A 20196-nucleotide genomic window follows, 5' to 3' on the forward strand; every position below is an offset into this window, starting at 1 on the left:
ACCGATGCGATCATTCCCAAGCAGTTCCTGAAATCGATCAAGCGCAGCGGTTTCGGCCCCAACCTGTTCGACGAGTGGCGTTACCTGGACCACGGCGAGCCGGGCAAGTCGAATCACGACCGCCCGCTGAACCCCGATTTCGTGTTGAACCAGCCGCGCTACCAGGGCGCCTCCGTGCTGCTGGCGCGCGACAATTTCGGTTGCGGCTCGAGTCGCGAGCATGCGCCCTGGGCGCTCGAAGATGCAGGCTTTCGCGCCATCATTGCGCCGTCGTTTGCCGATATCTTCTTCAACAACTGTTTCAAGAACGGCATCCTGCCCATCGTGCTGGATGCCGCCATTGTGGACAGCCTGTTCAAGGACTGCGAAGCCAACGAGGGTTATGCGCTGACAGTCGATCTGGATACGCAGACCGTCACCACCCCCACCGGCGCAAGGATTCCGTTCGAGGTGGATGCAGGGCGCAAGCATCGCTTGTTCAATGGTCTGGACGATATCGGCCTGACGCTGTTGCAGGGCGACAAGATCAAGGCGTACGAGGAACGGCGCAAAATCGACGCGCCGTGGTTGTTTGCTTAACGTGAATGCACCGCAGCAGGCGGTGACGAAGGTTTACTTATGAAAATTGCAGTTCTGCCCGGCGACGGGATCGGCCCGGAAATTGTCGCCCAGGCGGTCAAGGTGCTCGATGTCCTGAAAAGCGACGGCGCGAAAATCGAAATGGAAACCGCGCCCATCGGCGGCGCTGGCTATGACGCAGCGGGCGATCCACTGCCGGAAGCCACGCTGAGCCTCGCGCGTGCGGCCGATGCGGTGCTGCTCGGCGCCGTCGGCGGCCCGCAGTACGATGCGCTCGACCGTCCGCTGCGTCCCGAGCGCGGCTTGCTGCGCATCCGCAAGGAACTCAATCTGTTCGCCAACTTGCGCCCGGCACTGCTTTATCCCGAACTGGCCAGCGCCTCTTCGCTGAAGCCCGAAGTGGTGTCCGGCCTCGACCTGATGATCGTGCGCGAACTCACCGGCGATGTGTATTTCGGCCAGCCGCGCGGGATTGAAATCAGGAATGGAGAACGCGTTGGCTTCAACACCATGCTGTATTCCGAATCCGAAGTGCGCCGCGTGGCGCATGTGGCGTTCGGCATCGCGATGAAGCGCGGCAAGAAACTCTGCTCGGTCGAAAAAGCCAACGTGCTGGAATGCTCCGAGCTGTGGAAGGAAGTGATGATCGAGGTGTCGAAGGACTACCCCGAGGTCGCGCTCTCGCACATGTACGTCGACAACGCGGCGATGCAGTTGATTCGCGCACCGAAGCAGTTCGACACCATGGTCACCGGCAACATTTTCGGCGACATCCTGTCCGACGCGGCCTCGATGCTGTCGGGCTCCATCGGCATGCTGCCGTCGGCCTCGCTGGATCAAAACAACAAGGGCATGTACGAACCGATCCACGGCTCTGCCCCCGATATTTCGGGCAAGAACCTGGCGAATCCGCTGGCGACCATCCTGTCGGTGGCGATGATGTACCGCTATACCTTTGCCGATCTGGCCACCGCTGACCGCATCGAGGGCGCGGTGAAGAAAGTGATTGCGCAAGGTCTGCGTACTGGCGATATCTGGACAGAAGGCACGCAAAAGGTGTCGTGCAGCGAAATGGGCGACGCGGTGGTTAAAAGTTTGTGAGGGGTGAGGGGGTAGGGGTGAGGACGGAATCCTCACGCTTCGCCCCTTACGCCTGACCCCGATTTAATTGGAGATGAACATGATGAAGGTTGGACTGATCGGCTGGCGCGGCATGGTGGGTTCCGTGCTGATGGGACGGATGAAAGAGGAGCGCGACTTTGATCTGATCGATCCGGTGTTTTTCACCACCTCCAATGTGGGCGGCAAAGGCCCCGATATCGGCAAGGACGTGCCCGCGCTCAAGGATGCCCTATCCGTCGACGAGCTGAAACAGTGCGACGCCATCATCACCGCGCAGGGCGGCGATTACACCAAGGAAATCTACCCGAAGCTGCGTGCGGCGGGCTGGAACGGCTACTGGATCGACGCAGCGTCGACGCTGCGGATGAAGGACGATGCCATCATCATCCTCGACCCGGTCAACAAGCAGGTGATTCAGGACGGCATCGCCAACGGCACCAAAACCTATGTCGGCGGTAACTGCACGGTCTCGCTGATGCTGATGGCGATGGGTGGTCTGTTCGACGCCGGGCTGGTCGAATGGGTGTCGCCGATGACTTATCAGGCGGCGTCCGGCGCCGGCGCGCGCAACATGCGCGAGCTGATCCAGCAGATGGGCGCGATCAACAGCGAAGTGAAGACCCTGCTCGACGACCCGGCCTCGGCGATTCTCGATATCGACCGCAAGGTGGCCGATTTCATCCGCTCCGACCGCTATCCGACCGACGCGTGGCCGGTGCCGCTGGCCGGCAACCTGATTCCGTGGATCGACGTCGCGCTGGAGTCCGGCCAGTCGAAGGAAGAATGGAAAGCGCAGGTCGAAGCCAACAAGATCATGGGCCGCAGCGCGAACCCGATCCCGATCGACGGCCTCTGCGTGCGCGTCGGTGCGATGCGCTGCCACTCGCAGGCGCTCACCATCAAACTGACCAAAGACGTCCCGCTCGACGACATCCACGGCCTGCTGGCCGCGCACAACGACTGGGTGAAAGTGGTGCCGAACGACCGTGAGATCACCATGCGCGAACTCACCCCGGCGGCAGTGACCGGCACCCTGACGGTGCCGATCGGACGCATGCGCAAGCTCAATCTCGGCCCGCAATACCTGACCGCATTTACCGTGGGCGACCAGTTGCTGTGGGGCGCGGCAGAACCGTTGCGCCGCATGTTGCGTATCCTGCTGGAAGCTTGACCGTATCGGGCCGGAAACCGGCCAGTGCAGGCCTGGTGCGATTGTTGCATTAAAGATTGCGCGCGATGAGCCGTCAATAATGGCGTCAAGGATTCAACAGCCCCGCTAAGCAGGGCGAAAATGGAGAAACGGGATGAAATTGAAGCGCTTCACCACCCAACTGGTGGCCGCAGGACTGATCACCGTGCCGCTGATGGCGCATGCTGCCGGGCTCGGAAAAATGTCCGTCAGTTCGGCGCTGGGACAACCGCTGGCTGCCGAGATCGAGATTTTTGCGGCAGACAAGGCTGAGCTGGACAGTTTGACGGCCAGCCTCGCTTCGGACCAGGCTTTCCGGGATGCGAAAGTTGATTTCGCGCCGGTGCTTTCTTCCCTGCGTTTCTCCGTCGAGACCAAGTCCAACGGCAAATCGGTCTTGAAGGTGACTTCAAATCGTCCGGTGAATGATCCCTTTGTGGACATGCTGATCGAACTGAACTGGGCATCCGGCCGCCTGGTGCGCGAATACACGGTGTTGCTCGATCCACCCGGCATGTCCCCTCAGGAATCCGTGGCCCCTGTGACCGTGACGCCGACCCGGGCGCCGGCCGCCAAGCCAGCACCCGCTGCAAAAGCACCGGCACCGGTTGCCGAGCCCGCGCCCAGCAAAGCGCCGGCACCCGCCGCAGCCAAGCCGCCTGCACCCGCGCCGGCGCCCAAGACAGCAGCGCCTGCACCGCGCCCCGCTGAACCGACAGCCACGCCGGACCAAATTACGGTCAAACGCGGCGAAACGCTGAGCGGAATCGCAAAACGGGTGAGCCCGTCGGGGGTGAGCCTCGAGCAAACCCTGGTCGGGCTGTATCGCGAAAACCCCAAGGCATTCGACGGCAACATGAACCGCATGAAAGCCGGCGCGAAGCTGGCGGTGCCTTCGGCAGAAACTGTCGCCGGCATTCCGCAGCAGGAAGCCGTGCGTGAAATCAAACTGCAGTCTGACGACTGGCGTGCCTATCGCCAGAGCCTCGCCGGCGCAGTCAAGGAAGCACCGGCAGCCAAGCCTGCACCGACTCAGGCGAGCAGCGGCAAGGTCACGCCCAAGGTGGAAGACCGTGCCAAGCCCGCGCCCGAAGCACAGAAGGACGTGCTGAAACTGTCCAAGGTCACGCCGCCGGCAGTCCCGGGCAAGGCTGACGAAAAGCGCGCCCAGCAGGAAAAACAGCGCGCGCAGGAAGAAGACGCAATCGCGCGGCAGAAGGCGCTTAAAGAATCCGAACAGCGTGCAGCCATGCTGGAAAAACAGATTCAGGATGCGCAGAAACTGATCGAAATGAAAGAGAAGGCCAAGGCCGCAGCGCCTGCCCCAGCCCCCGTCGCCCCCACGGTTGCGCCCGTGGTGCCGAAGCCGGCCCCTGTGCCAGCACCTGCACCGAAGAAACCCGCTCCCGCGCCAGTGGTCGAAACGCCCGCCGAGCCTGCTGGAAACTGGTTCGACCCGCTGCTGGCCAACCCCATGTATTGGGGCGGCAGTCTGGCCGCGCTGGGCCTGGGTGGCGCGCTGTGGTGGATGATGGCGGGCGGCAGTCGCCGTCGCAAAACCGGCACGGCGCTGGACGACAGCATCATGAGCGGTGGCGATGTGCGTCCGACTTCCGTGATCGGCGGGGCGGCATCGGGCGGCAGCATCAATACCGGCGACACCTCTTTCCTCACCGACTTCAGCCAGGCCGGGCTGGGCACGATCGACACCCATGATGTCGATCCGATAGCCGAGGCCGAGGTCTACATGGCGTATGGACGTGATGCCCAGGCCGAAGAAATTCTCAAGGAAGCGATCAACAAGAACCCGGATCGCCCCGAAGTTCGCGTCAAGCTGCTCGAAGTGTATGCCGCCCGTCGCAACACCGCGGCTTTCGAATCGGTTGCCGGCGAGTTGTATGCCGCGCTGGGCAACAAGCAAAGCCCGCTGTGGGATAAAGCCTGCGAAATGGGGCGCAGCATCGACCCAACCAACCCGCTTTACGGTGGCGTGCAGTCCACGGCCCCGGCCGTGGCGCTGGGCACCGTGGCGGCGACCGATGTCATCGCAGGCGGAGCCGTGGGGAGCGAGTCTGCTCCGGCAGTCGCCGAAGCGTCGTTCGAATCGTCAGCCGTAATGGTGGCCGAGCCTGAACTGGAACCCGAGATGGAAGCCGATCCGGTGACCAACGCGCCGATGGAATTTGAATCGGCCGGGCATGTCCTGAATTTCGACGCGCCTGCTGCTGCAGCGCCTGCTTATCAGGAGCCTGACACGCAGGGCCTGGACTTCGATCTGCCCGATCTGGATTTGCCTGCCGCCGCCGCGGACGACATGAAGCTCGATCTGGATCTGGGACTGGAAGAAGACAACGGCCCCGTCAGCAAATTCGATTTCAGCGGCCTCGATCTGGATCTGGGCGATTCGGGCGGCAACGAACTCGAACTCGACGAAGTCGGTACCAAACTGGATCTGGCCCGGGCCTATGTCGAAATGGGTGACAAGGAAGGCGCGCGCGAGATCCTGACCGAAGTATTGGCCGAAGGCAGCGACAAGCAAAAAGCCGATGCGAAAGGCCTGATGAGTTCGCTTGCATAACTGTCCCCATCCGGTAGCCCGCATCCTGCTGTGGTGCGGGTGGGCAGTCGCGGTAGAACGCGCTGCCTTGCCCGAGCTGGGATTACTGGCCGTCGCGATAGCGACGGCCTTTCTGTTTGCGCCCGTCCGTTTGCAATTGCTGCGACTGCTGCGGCGCACCCGCTGGTTGCTGGCGGTATTGGTGCTGACTTACGCCTATGCGGTGCCGGGTACGGTGCTGTGGCCTGCGTTGTCCTGGGCGAGTCCCGCCATCGAAGGCCTGCAGCAGGGCGGCTTGCGCGCCGGGCGGCTGGTGCTGCTGCTGGCCGGCCTGGCGGTTATGCTGGCCTATACAACGCGGCCGCAGCTGATTTACGGCTTGTATGTTCTGGCACGGCCATTGGCCTGGCTGGGGTTTGACCGCCGCGCGTTCGCCGTGCGCCTGGGATTGACGCTGGAATATGTCGAGCAGGCGCCGAAACCGGCACGCTGGCTGGATGCATTGCGCGAGCCCATGCCGGACGAAGCAACGCCCACCACCTACACCCTGCATGCCGCACGCTGGCAAAGCTGTGACGTCGCCGTCATACTCGCGGCCTTGTTGCTTGCCGTGTTGGGTTGATCAACTTCATATGCGTATTGTTTTGGGTCTGGAATATTGCGGCGTCGGCTTTTGCGGCTGGCAGTCGCAGCAGCAGGGCTGCGGCGTGCAGGATGCACTGGAAGCCGCCATGGCGGCGATTGCCGGAGAAAAGATCCGGGTCACCACGGCTGGCCGCACCGATACTGGCGTTCATGCGGCGTTTCAGGTGGTGCATTTCGATACGGACGTGAAGCGGCCGTTGAGCGCCTGGGTGCGCGGCGTCAACAGTCACTTGCCCGCAGGCGTGGCGGTATTGTGGGCGCGCGAAGTCGGAGAGGATTTCCACGCGCGGTTCGGCGCCATGCAGCGGGGCTATCGTTATGTGCTGCTGAATCACGCGGTGCGCCCGGGCCTGAATCAGGGCCTGATCGGCTGGCACCACAACCCGCTCGATGCGGCGGCGATGAATGCAGCGGCTGCGCTACTGATCGGCCAGCACGATTTCACCGCTTTTCGCGCCGCCGAATGCCAGGCCAAGTCGCCGGTCAAGGATTTGCGGTTGCTGCAGATCGAACGGCGCGGCGACTATCTATTGTGTGATTTCCGCGCCGACGGTTTTTTGCACCACATGGTGCGCAATCTGATGGGCAGCCTGATCCAGGTGGGCGCGGGCGCCCATCCGCCTGCATGGATACGCGAAATTCTGGACGGCCGCGATCGCACGCGCGCCGCGCCCACATTTGACGCAGCCGGGCTGTATCTCACCCATATCCGCTATCCTGCGCACTTTGCCCTACCGGAAACCTCTGAGCGATGGCTGTTCGCGTAAAAATCTGCGGCATTACCCGGTTACAGGATTTGCACGCCGCCTGCGCGGCCGGGGCGGATGCGCTGGGATTCGTGTTTTACGAAAAAAGCCCGCGCAACGTATCGGCCGAGACCGCCGCCGCCCTGCTGCGCGCGCTGCCGCCCTTCGTGCAATCGGTGGGATTGTTCGTCAACGCCGAGCCCGCTTTCATTGCTGCGGTGCTCAAAGCCGTACCGCTGGATATGTTGCAGTTTCACGGCGATGAGACGCCAGCCGACTGCGAACGCCACGGCCGACCCTATATCAAGGCAGTACGGGTCAATCAGGACACGGATTTGTTAAAATGCGCGGCTGACTTCGGTTCGGCCCGAGGCTTGTTGCTCGACGCCTGGGTGGCGGGCGTGGCAGGTGGCACCGGCGAGCGCTTCGACTGGAACCTGATCCCGGCAGAACTTCCGGGCCCGGTCATTCTGTCGGGCGGTTTGACTCCGGACAACGTCGCCGCAGCGGTGCAACAGGTGCGCCCCTGGGCCGTCGACGTGTCATCCGGCGTAGAAATAAGCAAAGGCATCAAGGACGCGCAGAAGCTTGCGCAATTCATAGCGAAAGCGAAAGCATCATGAAGCTGACAGATTTTCCCGATTCCCACGGCCACTTCGGCCCTTACGGCGGCGTATTCGTCGCCGAAACCCTGATGGCGGCGCTCGACGAATTGCGCGTCGAATACGAAAAGGCGCGCAACGATCCGGCCTTCATCGCCGAGTTCGAGTATGAACTGAAACACTACGTCGGCCGCCCCAGTCCGGTCTATCACGCCAAGCGCCTGTCCGAGCAATACGGCGGCGCGCAGATCTACCTCAAGCGCGAAGACCTCAACCACACCGGTGCGCACAAGATCAACAACACCATCGGCCAGGCCTTGCTGGCGCGGCGCATGGGCAAAAAGCGCGTCATCGCCGAAACCGGCGCCGGCCAGCACGGCGTGGCCTCGGCCACCGTCGCCGCGCGCTACGGCATGGAATGCGTGGTCTACATGGGCGCCGAAGACGTCGCCCGGCAGTCGCCCAACGTCTACCGCATGAAGCTGCTTGGCGCGACCGTGGTGCCGGTGTCCTCCGGATCGAAAACCCTGAAAGATGCGCTGAACGAAGCGATGCGCGACTGGGTTACCAACGTCGAGTCGACTTTCTACATCCTCGGCACCGCGGCCGGTCCGCATCCCTATCCGATGCTGGTGCGCGACTTCCAGTGCGTCATCGGCCGCGAAGCCATCGTGCAGATGCAGGAACAGGCCAATCGCCAGCCCGATTGCGTGGTTGCCTGCGTCGGCGGCGGCTCCAATGCCATCGGCATTTTCTATCCCTATCTGGCGCATCCCGGCGTCAAGCTGATCGGCGTCGAGGCGGGCGGTTCCGGCATCGCTTCGGGCAAACACGCAGCGCCCCTGTCCGCAGGCAGCCCCGGCATTCTGCACGGCTTCCGCAGCTATCTGATGCAGGACGAAAACGGCCAGATCATCGAAACCCATTCAGTGTCGGCCGGCCTCGACTATCCCGGCGTCGGCCCCGAACACAGCTGGCTCAAAGACGAACACAAGGCCGAATACGTCGCCATCAACGACGATGAAGCCATGGCGGCATTCCACGACCTGTGCAAGTACGAAGGCATCATTCCCGCGCTGGAATCCAGCCACGCCGTGGCCCAGGCGAAGAAGCTCGCGCCGACCATGAAGAAGGACCAGATCATTCTGGTGAACCTTTCGGGTCGCGGCGACAAGGACATCAACACCGTCGCGAAGCTGTCGGGAATCACGCTCTGATGAACGCTTCACCCAAGACCGACTTTAGATTGAGTAGACCATGAGCCGTATTGGCCAGACATTTGCCGCGCTGAAAGCGCAAAACAAGAAAGCCCTGATCCCCTTCATTACCGCGGGCGACCCCGGTCGGGGGATGACGGTGCCGCTGATGCACGCGCTGGTCGAGGCCGGCGCCGACATCATCGAGCTGGGGGTGCCGTTTTCCGATCCGATGGCGGATGGCCCGGTGATCCAGCGTGCCTCGGAGCGTGCGCTGGCAAACAAGATCGGTTTGAAGGACGTGCTGGCGATGACTGCGGAATTCCGCAAAATCAATACGACGACGCCGGTGGTGTTGATGGGTTATGCCAATCCGGTCGAGCGCATGGGCTACGCAGTCTTTGCCGAAGCCGCAAAGGCGGCGGGCGTCGATGGCGTGCTGACGGTGGACATCCCGCCGGAAGAGTCGGTCGGCGTGGCAGACGTGTTCAAGGCAGCCGGGCTGGATCCGATTTTTCTGCTGTCGCCGACCACCCCGGAGTCGCGGGTGGAATTGGTCGCAGCAGCAGCAGGCGGGTTTATCTACTACGTGTCGCTCAAGGGCGTCACCGGCTCGGCCAATCTCGACATGGACGAAGTCGCGCAGAAAATCGCCACCATCCGCCGCCACTGCACCCTGCCTGTCGGCGTGGGCTTCGGTATCCGCGACGCGGCGACCGCCGAGGCGGTGGCGCGCATCGCCGATGCGGTGGTGGTGGGCAGCCGCATCGTGAACGAAATTGAAACCTCGCCCGAAAGCGAAGTGGTCAGCCGCGTCAAAACCCTGGTGCAGGATTTGCGCCGCGGGGTGGACGCAGCGTCGAAATAAAGTCAGAACAAGCAAGCGGAGAAAACTATGAGCTGGTTCCAGAAAATCCTGCCGCCGAAGATCAAGCGGCGTGTCCAGTCGGACAAAAAATCCATGCCCGAGGGTTTGTGGTCGAAATGCCCGGCATGCAACGAAGTGCTGTATCGCGCCGACCTCGAAAGCAATCTCGAAGTGTGTCCCAAGTGCGGCCACCATCACCGCGTCGGCGCCCGCGCCCGGCTGGCGATGCTGCTGGATGGCGATGGCCAGACCGAAATCGGCGCGCGCGTCACACCACTCGACCCGCTCAAATTCAAGGACAGCAAGAAATATCCGGAGCGCCTGAAAGAAGCCCAGACCGCTACCTCGGAAACCGACGCGCTGGTGGTGATGGGCGGCAGCATCAAGGCCGTGCCGGTGGTGGTGGCGGCGTTTGAATTCAAGTTCATGGGCGGTTCGATGGGTTCGGTGGTGGGCGAGCGTTTCGTGCTGGGCGTGGAAGCCGCGATCGAATCGAATTCCGCCTTCATCTGCTTTGCCGCCAGCGGCGGCGCGCGCATGCAGGAAGGCCTGTTTTCCCTGATGCAGATGGCCAAAACCTCGGCCGCGCTGACCCAGTTGTCGCGTCATCACCTGCCCTTCGTTTCGGTGTTGACCGATCCGACCATGGGCGGCGTGTCGGCCAGCTTTGCCATGCTGGGCGACCTGATCGTCGCCGAGCCGAATGCGCTAATCGGTTTTGCCGGCCCGCGCGTGATCGAGCAGACCGTGCGCGAAACTCTGCCGGAAGGTTTTCAGCGCGCCGAGTTCCTGCAGGAAAAAGGCGCGGTCGACCGCATCATCGATCGCCGCCAGATGCGCGACGAGCTCGCAACCACGCTGGCGATGATGATGGGACGCCCCGCGCTTGCTGCCTAGAAGCCTGGCGTGTCGGACTTGACGCTGGCCGGCTGGCTGGCACGGCTGGAGCAGTTGCATCCCAGCGCGATCGATCTGGGGCTGGAGCGGGTACGTCGGGTCAAGGATGCGATGGGGCTGGTGCCGGCATTTCCGATCATTACGGTCGGCGGCACCAACGGCAAAGGTTCCACCTGCGCCTATCTGGAAGCCATCCTCGGCGCGGCCGGTTACAAGACCGGTCTCTACACTTCGCCGCACCTCTTGCGCTACAACGAGCGGGTGCGCATCGCCGGCCAGGAGGCAGACGATGCCGGCCTGGTCGCCGCGTTCGAGCGCATCGAAGCCGCGCGCGGCGACATCTCCCTGACCTATTTCGAGTTCGGCACCCTCGGCGCCATGCTGCAATTCGTCGACGCCGGGGTGGACGTGGCCCTCCTCGAAGTCGGCCTCGGCGGCCGTCTCGACGCGGTGAACGTGTTCGACGCCGATGCGGCCATCGTCACCAGCGTCGACCTCGATCACATGGACTATCTCGGCGACACCCGCGAACTGATCGGGTATGAAAAAGCCGGTATTTACCGCGCGGCACGTCCCGCCATTTGTGCCGATTTGAACCCGCCCGCCAGCCTGCTCGACCATGCCCGCCAGATCGGCGCCGATCTGCGGCGTATCGGGCAGGACTTCACGGCGCAGCGCGCAGGCGACCACTGGGCCTACCGCAGCGCGGACACGTATTGGCCCGATTTGCCGCTGCCCGCGATGGCCGGCGCCTATCAATTGCGCAACGCCGCCGGCGCACTGGCGGCGCTGGACTGCTTGCAAGCCCGCCTGCCGGTCGACGCGGCGGCGATCCATGCAGGCCTCGCGCGGGCGCAGGTGTCGGGCCGCTTCCAGCGCATCGCCCGCGCACCCGAACTTATTCTGGACGTGGCGCATAACCCGGAAGCGGCGCGCGCGCTAGCGGCCACCCTGCGCGAACAGCCGGTGGCGGGGCGCACCCTGGCGGTGGTGGGCATGCTGGCCGACAAGGACGCGGCAGGCGTGTTCGACGCCTTGTCGGGCGAGATCGACGGCTGGTGGGTCTGCACGCCCAATTCGCCGCGCGCGCGCGATGCCGCCGCACTGGCCGCCGAACTGCAGAGGCACGTGCAGGGCGTGCCGGTCAGCATCGAGCCCGATGTAAAAACGGCGCTTGCCGCGGCGCGAAGCGCGGCGCGTGAAGGTGATAGAATCTTGGCCTTCGGTTCGTTTTATACCGTTGCCGCCGTGCTCGACCATGCCGCCTCCCAGCCCTGAATCTGAACTTAAACGCCGTGCCCGGCGGCGCCTGATCGGTGCAGTCGTATTGATCCTGCTGGCAGTGATCGTGCTGCCGCTGCTGCTCGAGGACGAGCCGCCACCGGCCAGTTCGCTGGCAGTGAAAATGGCTGTGGTGCCCGAGCCCAAAGTAGCCGAAACGCCCGATCCGACGGATGCAGAAGCAGCGCCCGTTGTTGCAACCGCCGCACCCGCGCAGGCCGAAGAACCCGAGCCTGAAGTCGTCAAACCGGAGCCGCCGAAGCCCGCTCCAGCCGAGACCAAGTCTGCCGCTGCGCAGCCAGCCAAGCCCGCGGCAAAGCCCGAACCCAAACCTGTCGCCAAACCCGAAGCCAAACCCACGCCCGCGCCCGTTGCGGCCGAGGCCAAACCCGCTGCCACGGGCAAAACCTACGTCGTCCAGCTGGCCGCGCTGGCCGATGCCGCCAAGGCGCAGGCCCTGCAGGCACGCGCCGCCGAAACGGGCCTGCCGACGTATACCGACACCGTGGGCAAACTGACGCGGGTGCGTGTCGGGCCTTTTCCCACGCATGACGCTGCCGTAGCCGCTGGCGTGAAACTTGCGAATAGCGGCATTCCAGGCCAGGTCGTGGCGAAATGAGCGGCCAGGCCGGTGCGGCAAACGCGTTTGATTTGAATAATCTTGTGAATAGGTGCGCAGTATGTGCGGGGTAATCGGAGTCGTTTCCAACACGCCGGCCAATCAGTTTTTGTATGACGGCCTGATGGTGCTGCAGCATCGTGGCCAGGATGCTGCCGGCATCGTGACCGCGGAAGGCAACCGCTTCCATATGCACAAGGGCCAGGGGCTGGCGCGCGACGTGTTCCGCACCCGCGACATGCGCAACCTGCTGGGGGACATGGGCGTCGCGCATGTGCGCTATCCCACCGCGGGCAGCGCGTCGTCGTCGGCCGAGTCGCAGCCGTTCTATGTGAATTCGCCCTATGGCATCGTGCTCGGGCACAACGGCAACCTCACCAACACGGACGAACTGAAAGAGTCGCTGTTCCGCTCCGACCTGCGCCACGTCAACACCAATTCGGATTCCGAAGTGCTGCTGAACGTGCTGGCGCACGAGCTGCAGGTGCGCGGCGCCGGGCAACAGCTCAGTCTGGACACCATTTTCGGTGCAGTTGCCGGCGTGCATGCGCGCTGCAAGGGTGCCTATGCTGTCGTCGCCTTCATCGCCGGCCATGGCCTGCTGGCGTTTCGCGATCCCTTCGGCATTCGCCCGCTGGTGATCGGCATCAACGAGCAGGTCACCCCGCACGAATACATCGTCGCCTCGGAAAGCGTGGCTATCGATGCGCTTGGTTTTCGCCTGCTGCGCGACGTGGCGCCGGGCGAAGCGGTCTTCATCGACTACCAGCGCCAGATGCACAGCCGCCAGTGCAGCGACAAGCCCGTGCTCAACCCCTGCATTTTCGAATACGTCTACCTCGCGCGCCCGGATTCGGTCATCGACGGCGTGTCGGTCTACAGTACGCGCCTGGCCATGGGTGTGTCGCTCGCCAAGAAGATTCTGCGCGACCATGGCGACCTCGAGATCGACGTGGTCATCCCGATCCCGGACACCAGCCGACCCTCGGCGCTGCAGCTGGCCAATCAGTTGAACGTGACGTATCGCGAAGGCTTCATCAAGAACCGCTACATCGGCCGCACCTTCATCATGCCGGGGCAGGCGTTGCGCAAGAAGTCCGTGCGTCAAAAACTCAACGCTATTGGCGAAGAATTCAAAGGCAAGAACGTGCTGCTGGTCGACGATTCCATCGTGCGCGGCACCACCAGCCGCGAAATCGTGCAAATGGCGCGCGACGCCGGGGCAACCAAGGTCTATTTCGCCTCCGCCTCGCCCCCCGTGCGCTTTTCCAACGTCTACGGCATCGACATGCCGACGCGCAACGAGCTGATCGCCAGCGACCGCAGCGACGATGAAATCGCCCGTGAAATCGGCTGCGATGCGCTGATCTACCAGGATCTGGACGCCATGGTGGAGGCGGTTCGATCGGGCAACCCGGCCATCGTCGATTTCGATACCTCGTGTTTCGACGGCCGCTACATCACCGGCGACGTGACGCCGGCCTACCTGCAGTCCGTTGAAGCCATCCGCAACGGCGAAACGCCGCCGCCTTCGGCGCTGTCCACCCAGCAACTCGACCTGAATCTGGCTTCGGGCGATTGAGTTTTGGTGCGCGCGAGGGCGGGGCAACCCGCCCGGCAGCTGGCACGCATTCTGCCTCTGTAACCAGACTGTAGGCTTGGTGTAACATTCGACCCACATAATTTCTAAAACCCGGATTTGAGGAAGACAACATGCAAGGTTTCAAAAAGCTGGTTCTGCCGTTGCTGATCGCTGCGCTGGCAGCAGGTTGCGGCGACAAGAAAGAAGAAGCTGCAAGCGAAGAAAAAGCCCCGACCCAGGTCGCGGCCAAGGTCAACGACACCGAAATCACGGTGCATCAAGTCAATTTCGCCCTGCAACGCATTCCCAATCTCGATAAAGAGAAGTCCAAGGCCGCATCGCTGCAAGTGGTGCGCAATCTGGTCGACCAGCAGGTTCTGGTGGCGAAAGCCGAAGCCGACAAGCTGGATCGCGACCCCGCTGTGGTGCAGGCCCTGGCGGCCGCGCGCATGCAGATTCTGGCCGAGGCCTACATGAGCCGCAAACTGGGCGCACCGGTTGAGCCGAGCGACACCGAAGTCAACGATTACTTCAACGCCCACCCCGAACTGTTTGCCAACCGCAAGATCTACCGCCTGCAGGAAATCTCCATCAAGGCGCCGAAAGACAAGGTGGAAGCGATTCGTACCCAGCTGGCCGCATCCAAGACCCTGAATGACTTTGGCGCCTGGCTGAAAGCCGAGAAATACGAAGTCAAGGCCGCGCAGGGCGTCAAGCCAGCCGAACAGTTGCCGCTCGAAATGCTGCCCAAGCTGGCCGCGATGCCGGACGGTCAGGCCATGCTGGTCAACACGCCGGATGGCTTGATGGTCATCGTGCTGGCCGGTTCGCAGGCACAGCCAGTAACGCTGGAGCAGGCCAAACCCGCAATCAGTCGCTTGCTGCAGCAGCAGGCGCGCCAGAAGGCTGCCAAGGCTGAAGTGGATGCGCTGAAAGCGGCCGCCAAGATCGAATATGTGGGCGAATTTGTCGATGCCGGCAAGGAGCCCGCGGCGGCCAAACCGGCTGAAGCGGCAGCGCCTGCCGCGCCCGCCGCTGCGGTGCCGGCAGCGGACGCAGCGCCTGCTGCTGACGCCGATGCGATCAGCAAAGGCGTTTCAGGTCTGAACTAATCGGGTGGGCGCGGCGACAAGCCGCGCCCATTTTCGTTATGTCCCCCATATTCGTCCGCAGCCTGCCGTTCGGGCTGTATATCGCGCTGCTTGCGCTGGAAGGGCTGCTGCCCGACTGGGCGCCCGGCTTCGACGTGCGCTGGCTGTATCCGGTGAAAGCCGTGCTGGTTGCGCTGGCGCTGGCCGTGCTGTGGCGCCACTACACCGAACTGAAATCGCGCCTGCCATTCAAGCACGTGTTGCTGTCGCTGGCCGTCGGCATCGTGGTGCTGGTGTTGTGGGTCAACCTCGACGCCGGCTGGATGCTGATGGGCGAGATGGGCAAAGGCTACAACCCCACCGATGCCAATGGCCAGATCGACTGGCTGCTGGTTGCGTTCCGCATTGCGGGCGCGGCCCTGGTGGTGCCGCTGATGGAAGAGCTGTTCTGGCGCTCGTTCCTGCAGCGCTGGGTGCAGCAGCCCGATTTCATGATCCTCAACCCGGCGCAGATCGGCCTCAAGGCTTTGTTCATCGCCAGTGCGCTGTTTGCCGTTGAGCACCTGCAATGGCTGGCCGGCCTGATTGCCGGTCTGGCCTATGGCTGGCTCTATATCCGCACGCGCAACCTGTGGGCGCCGATCATTGCGCATGCCGTCACCAACGGCATGCTGGGCGCGTACGTGGTGGCGACGGGCCACTGGAGGTTTTGGTGAAGTGGCTGCTGGCCGGCGTGATGATGATGCTGGCGCTGCCAAGCCTGGCCAAGGAGGGCGACACCTTCCGGCCGTTTGTTTCGTATACGCGGTATTACGACAGCAACCTGTTTCGCCTGTCAGAGGCCGAAATTGCTGGGGCTTCGCAAGCGTTTTCTGAGACGACAGACCAATATGGCGTGCTGAGTGCCGGGCTGAATGTGGACTGGCAGCCCGGCCGTCAGCGTGTTCTGGCCAGCGCCAGCCTGAGTCAGACACGTTATTCACGTTACAGCTCGCAGGATAACGACGGTTATGACTATCAGCTGAGATGGAACTGGCTGTTGGGTAATCACTGGTCGGGTCAGGTGGGCGCGACAAACACCCAGTCTCAAAGTAGTTACAGCGACGTTTCGGTCGGTTTTGTGCCGAACGAAGTCACGCGAAATCGTCAGTTTGCCAGTGCCAATTGGCTGTTTCATCCGCGTTGGCAGATCGGCCTGAACGTGGATCAAGCAGACGTCGCCAATAGTGCCCCGGCGCAACTTGTCTCGGATTACGAGGATCAGGGCATGGGTGCCACCATGACTTACATCACCCCCAAGGGCAGCCGTTTGTCAGGCCAGCTACGCAAGGTGGAGGCTGAGTACCCCAACCGCACGCTGGGGCTTATCGACAACAGCTACAGCCAGACCGAATACAATTTTCTGGGTGACTGGCGTTCTACGGGCAAGCTTACCGCTCGGGGCAGATTGGGATATGTGCAGCGTGACTACCCCGTTGTTTCCGCCCGGAGTTACGCGGGTTGGAATGGGCGTGTTTCGGCGGATTATTCTGCATCCGGGAAAACCCTGTTTAACCTCGCGGTATATCGCGAGATCGGAAACTCGGACGATACCAATGCCACGTATTCGCTGAATACCGGTACCTCGTTGGGCGCAGCTTGGTTGGTCACCGATAAAATCACCTTGCGTGCCAATGGCAGTTTTGAGAATCGCGATTATCAGGGCGACCCAGGCGTGGTGATCGTTGGTACCACGCGCAATGAAGATACGCTGAGCGGTACGTTGTCGGTAAGTTATATGCCAGTACGTATGGCCACGATTGATCTGGGTTTGCAGGCAGGAAGTCGGGATTCCAACATATCTGTCAACGATTACAGCTTTCATTCAGTATTTGTCAGTTTTCGGGCGGATTTTTGACGGATGGGGGCTGGTAATAATTGGGTATGAATTTTGCTGAAAAATGCAGACGTGCTGGTGTCAACCGTAATCATCCGCGGATAAGCTTGGCAAGCAGATGGAATCAACGTGACAGGCCGGGCTCAGAGGTTGTCTCGGTAAAAATCAAGCAGGAAAACGGACTGTCTTTTTGGCAGCTGTCATTGGAGAGAAGCATGAACAAAGTGTGGCGTAGTCTTTTGATGATGTGTGCGTTGCTGCTGGCAGCGCCCGCCTGGAGTGCGGACGATGATTACCGAATGGGTACGGGCGACGTGTTGCGCATCACCGTGTACGGTAACCCAGACCTCACCACCGAGGCGCGCGTGGGCGAGGATGGCGGGCTGACGTTTCCGCTGATCGGCGCGGTCAAGGCGTCTGGCTTGACGCCCTCCGCTGTCGAAAAGGATATCGCCAGCCGCCTGTCCAAAGGCGGCTTTATCGTCGACCCCAACGTCAACCTGAACATCGTCCAGTTTCGCGGCCAGCAGATTTCGGTGCTGGGACGCGTCAACCGGCCGGGCAAGTTCACGCTCGAAAAAGTCAGCCGGGTAACCGATGCACTGGCGCTCGCCAGCGGCATCAGTGCCGATGGCGCCGATGCCGTGACCCTGGTGCGCACCCAGGACGGCAAAACCGAGTATCGCGACATCGATCTGGTGGCCCTGTTCAAGCAGGGTGGCGAAGCCAGCAATGTACTGGTGCAGGACGGCGACGTGCTCAACGTCTCACGCCAGCCGATGTTCTACATCTACGGCGAAGTGCAGCGCCCCGGCTCGTTTCGCCTTGAGCAGGGCATGAGCGTGGTGCAGGCGCTGTCGATGGGGGGCGGCGTGAATTCGCGTGGCACCCAGCGCGGCATCCTGATCCTGCGCCGCGCCGCCGATGGCACGTTGCAGGAACTGGACGCCGAACTGGCCGACCTGGTCAAAAAAGACGACGTGATTTACGTCAAGGAAAGCCTGTTTTAAGAGACGCAAATCATGAACTTCACCCAATTTCTGCTCATTCTGAACGCGCGCAAGTGGATCATCCTGGGCGTACTGCTCTTCACGGTTGTTGTCACTGCAGCCGTGAGTTTGCTGCTGCCCAAGGAATACACTGCAACAGCTACATTGATCATTGATTCCAAGAGCAAGGATCCTTTCACAGGCCAGATGTTTCCGTCGCAGATGTTTCCTGGTTATATGGCTACCCAGATCGACGTCATCAACAGTAGCAAAGTGGCGAGCAGGGTCGTAGCTGATCTGAAGCTGGCTGAGAGTCCAGGTACCCGAGAACAGTTCATGCAGGCCACCGAAGGCAAAGGCAATATCAACCAATGGCTGGGTGATTTGTTGTTGCAAAAAGTGACGGCTGAACCTTCGCGCGAATCCAGCATCATTTCCATTAGTTTCAGCGGTGCTGATCCACAATTCTCTGCCATTGTGGCCAACGCGTTCGCCAAATCTTATATTGATACCAGCCTTGAACTTCGTCTGGTTCCCGCCAAACTTACCGCCGCATGGTTCGATCAACAGATTGTTCAATTACGGAGTGACCTGGATCAGGCCCAGCAAAAGCTCACTGCCTATCAACGCGAAAAAGGCATTGTTGAGTCTGAGGAGCGGCTTGACGTCGAAACCCGTCGCATGGGCGACCTCGCTGGGCAAATAGTGGCCGCGCAATCGGCATCGTTCGACGCCACTTCGCGCACGCGTGATGGTAGTAGCCAGCCTGAAGTGATCAACAATCCTGTGGTGCAAGGCCTTAAAGCGCAAGTCGCGCAAGGCGAAGGCAGACTGGCCGACCTGGCCAAACGTGTGGGAGTAAACCATCCCGAATACCTGCGCACCCAGGCTGAGGTGAATAGCTACAAAACCAAGCTGGCAACGGAACTCAATACCGCGACACGTGGTATCGGAGCCACAGCAGGCGCAGCGCGTCAACGTCTCAACGAGTTGAGCGCTGCATTTGAACAGCAAAAATCCAAAGTGCTGGCGCTGAAGCAGCAGCGTGAGGAGGCCACCTTGCTGGCACGCGACGTGGCAAACGCTCAGCAAGTTTATGATTCCGCCTTGCAGCGTTATGGTCAGAGCCGCATGGAAGCGCAATCCACGCAAAACGATATCGCCGTATTGAATCCGGCTGTGCCACCTACCCAAGCGTCCAAACCACGCGTGATCCTGAACATTCTGATGTCAGTTTTCCTCGGCGCCTTGCTGGGTGTGGGTATAGGTTTCTTGGTCGAATTGCTGGATCGCCGGGTACGTTCCGGGCAGGATATCGCCGGCCTGGATATAACAGTGTTGGCCGAGGTGACCAAAAAAGGTCGCCGCTTGGAAAAGTGGCGTCGCCTGTTAATCCGCAATCGCCCCGCCATGGCCTGAGCGTTATCCAGACATTCAGCCACCTTAACAAACAAGCCGAGATTCACATGAATTCACCCACAAATAGCAGCGAGCAGGGCAGCATCGTCGAGGCGGCGCTCAGTATTCGTGCTGAAGCCAACATGGGCAAGCTGCTGCAGGATGCCGGCAAGCTAAAACCACAAGACATGGAGCGAGTTCTCAAGCTACAGCAGGAACAAAACCTGCGTTTTGGCGAGGCCGCACTAAAACTTGGCTTGGTGACTGAGGCTGATATTCAGCAGGCACTGTCGCATCAGTTCGAATACCCAACCATGTCGGCAGCCGAGGCCAGCTTGAGCCCCGAGCTCACCGCCGCCACCGCACCCTATAGCAAGGAAGCCGAAGCACTACGTTCGGTTCGATCCGAACTGATGCTGCGCTGGTTCCGCGATGGTCGCAAAACCTTGGCCGTGGGCAGCGCCAGCGCCGACGAGGGCGCCAGCTACCTGGCCGCCAACCTGGCAGTTCTGTTTGCTCAAATGGGGCGCAAGGTCTTGCTGGTCGATGCCAATATGCGGCAGCCGCAGCAGCACACGGTTTTCAGCCTGGCCAACAATGCAGGTTTGTCCGAGGTGCTGGCCGAGCGCGTAGCTTCCGTGCAGGTGCGTGCCGTCAAGGCCTTTCCCACCCTGAGCGTGCTGACCGCCGGTTCTCCACCGCCCAACCCGGCCGAGCTGTTGGCGCGCCCCACGTTCGATACCTTGTTGTCCAGTCTGGAAGCCAGTTACGACATCATCCTAATTGATGTTGCACCGTCGAAGCTGAGCTCTGATTTCCAGCAAATCGTTGCACGCGTTGGTGGCATGCTCATCGCTACCCGCCGCAACGTCAGCCGTCTGGTGCCGCTGGCCGAGCTGAAAGAGAAAATCACCTTCACCGGCGCACAAGTGGTTGGTGCCGTCGTACTGGACTAATGC

Annotated in this window: 19 protein-coding genes; all 19 read left to right on the forward strand. The window is 61.7% G+C overall.

Annotated elements, in window-relative coordinates; translation table 11 throughout:
* Positions 1-579, forward strand: a 579-nt coding sequence (leuD, locus tag IV098_RS00005; protein ID WP_296885164.1) for a 3-isopropylmalate dehydratase small subunit, incomplete at its 5' end; no start/stop codon positions are given.
* A gap of 39 nt (positions 580-618) precedes the next feature.
* Positions 619-1680, forward strand: coding sequence for a 3-isopropylmalate dehydrogenase (gene leuB, locus IV098_RS00010; protein WP_296885166.1), 1062 nt, complete (start codon positions 619-621; stop codon positions 1678-1680).
* A 79-nt stretch (positions 1681-1759) separates the two neighbouring features.
* Positions 1760-2872: an aspartate-semialdehyde dehydrogenase gene (gene asd, locus IV098_RS00015; protein ID WP_296885168.1), complete on the forward strand. Its 1113-nt coding sequence runs from the start codon at positions 1760-1762 to the stop codon at positions 2870-2872.
* Between the two features lie 133 nt (positions 2873-3005).
* A complete protein-coding gene (locus IV098_RS00020; protein WP_296885170.1) occupies positions 3006-5468 on the forward strand; it encodes a FimV/HubP family polar landmark protein in 2463 nt (820 codons plus the stop codon).
* On the forward strand, positions 5461-6069 hold the full coding sequence (locus IV098_RS00025; protein ID WP_296885172.1) for a CbiQ family ECF transporter T component: 609 nt from the start codon (positions 5461-5463) through the stop codon (positions 6067-6069). Before IV098_RS00020 ends, IV098_RS00025 begins: the two co-directional genes overlap by 8 nt.
* 10 nt (positions 6070-6079) lie before the next feature.
* Complete coding sequence (gene truA / locus IV098_RS00030) at positions 6080-6859, forward strand: tRNA pseudouridine(38-40) synthase TruA (RefSeq protein WP_296885175.1); 780 nt, start codon at positions 6080-6082, stop codon at positions 6857-6859.
* On the forward strand, positions 6844-7461 hold the full coding sequence (locus IV098_RS00035) for a phosphoribosylanthranilate isomerase (protein WP_296885177.1): 618 nt from the start codon (positions 6844-6846) through the stop codon (positions 7459-7461). Before truA ends, IV098_RS00035 begins: the two co-directional genes overlap by 16 nt.
* Positions 7458-8657, forward strand: coding sequence for a tryptophan synthase subunit beta (gene trpB, locus IV098_RS00040; RefSeq protein WP_296885180.1), 1200 nt, complete (start codon positions 7458-7460; stop codon positions 8655-8657). The genes IV098_RS00035 and trpB overlap by 4 nt, the downstream gene beginning before the upstream one ends.
* A 40-nt stretch (positions 8658-8697) precedes the next feature.
* Positions 8698-9504 (forward strand): tryptophan synthase subunit alpha, encoded by an 807-nt coding sequence (gene trpA, locus IV098_RS00045; RefSeq protein ID WP_296885182.1) that lies wholly within the window; start codon positions 8698-8700, stop codon positions 9502-9504.
* Between the two features lie 27 nt (positions 9505-9531).
* On the forward strand, positions 9532-10401 hold the full coding sequence (accD, locus tag IV098_RS00050; RefSeq protein ID WP_296885184.1) for an acetyl-CoA carboxylase, carboxyltransferase subunit beta: 870 nt from the start codon (positions 9532-9534) through the stop codon (positions 10399-10401).
* A 9-nt stretch (positions 10402-10410) separates the two neighbouring features.
* Complete coding sequence (gene folC, locus IV098_RS00055; RefSeq protein WP_296885186.1) at positions 10411-11679, forward strand: bifunctional tetrahydrofolate synthase/dihydrofolate synthase; 1269 nt, start codon at positions 10411-10413, stop codon at positions 11677-11679.
* Positions 11660-12301: an SPOR domain-containing protein gene (locus IV098_RS00060; protein WP_296885188.1), complete on the forward strand. Its 642-nt coding sequence runs from the start codon at positions 11660-11662 to the stop codon at positions 12299-12301. Before folC ends, IV098_RS00060 begins: the two co-directional genes overlap by 20 nt.
* A gap of 61 nt (positions 12302-12362) precedes the next feature.
* The gene (gene purF, locus IV098_RS00065; RefSeq protein ID WP_296885190.1) at positions 12363-13883 is read left to right on the forward strand and encodes an amidophosphoribosyltransferase; all 1521 of its coding nucleotides are present in this window, start codon (positions 12363-12365) and stop codon (positions 13881-13883) included.
* Positions 13884-14014: 131 nt separating this feature from the next.
* Entirely contained in the window at positions 14015-14995 is a 981-nt protein-coding gene (locus IV098_RS00070; RefSeq protein WP_296885193.1) for an EpsD family peptidyl-prolyl cis-trans isomerase, read from the forward strand.
* 38 nt (positions 14996-15033) lie between these two features.
* Positions 15034-15690, forward strand: coding sequence for a CAAX prenyl protease-related protein (locus IV098_RS00075; RefSeq protein ID WP_296885195.1), 657 nt, complete (start codon positions 15034-15036; stop codon positions 15688-15690).
* Positions 15687-16871: an XrtB/PEP-CTERM-associated polysaccharide biosynthesis outer membrane protein EpsL gene (epsL, locus tag IV098_RS00080; protein ID WP_296885198.1), complete on the forward strand. Its 1185-nt coding sequence runs from the start codon at positions 15687-15689 to the stop codon at positions 16869-16871. Before IV098_RS00075 ends, epsL begins: the two co-directional genes overlap by 4 nt.
* Positions 16872-17065: 194 nt before the next feature.
* On the forward strand, positions 17066-17860 hold the full coding sequence (gene epsE, locus IV098_RS00085) for a polysaccharide export protein EpsE (RefSeq protein ID WP_296885200.1): 795 nt from the start codon (positions 17066-17068) through the stop codon (positions 17858-17860).
* A gap of 12 nt (positions 17861-17872) precedes the next feature.
* Positions 17873-19258 (forward strand): chain length determinant protein EpsF, encoded by a 1386-nt coding sequence (gene epsF / locus IV098_RS00090; RefSeq protein ID WP_296885202.1) that lies wholly within the window; start codon positions 17873-17875, stop codon positions 19256-19258.
* Positions 19216-20193: a chain length determinant protein tyrosine kinase EpsG gene (gene epsG / locus IV098_RS00095; RefSeq protein ID WP_296885204.1), complete on the forward strand. Its 978-nt coding sequence runs from the start codon at positions 19216-19218 to the stop codon at positions 20191-20193. The genes epsF and epsG overlap by 43 nt, the downstream gene beginning before the upstream one ends.
* The last annotated feature ends 3 nt before the right edge of the window (positions 20194-20196 follow it).

This window comes from Thiobacillus sp., assembly GCF_018780105.1.
Lineage (GTDB): Bacteria > Pseudomonadota > Gammaproteobacteria > Burkholderiales > Thiobacillaceae > Thiobacillus.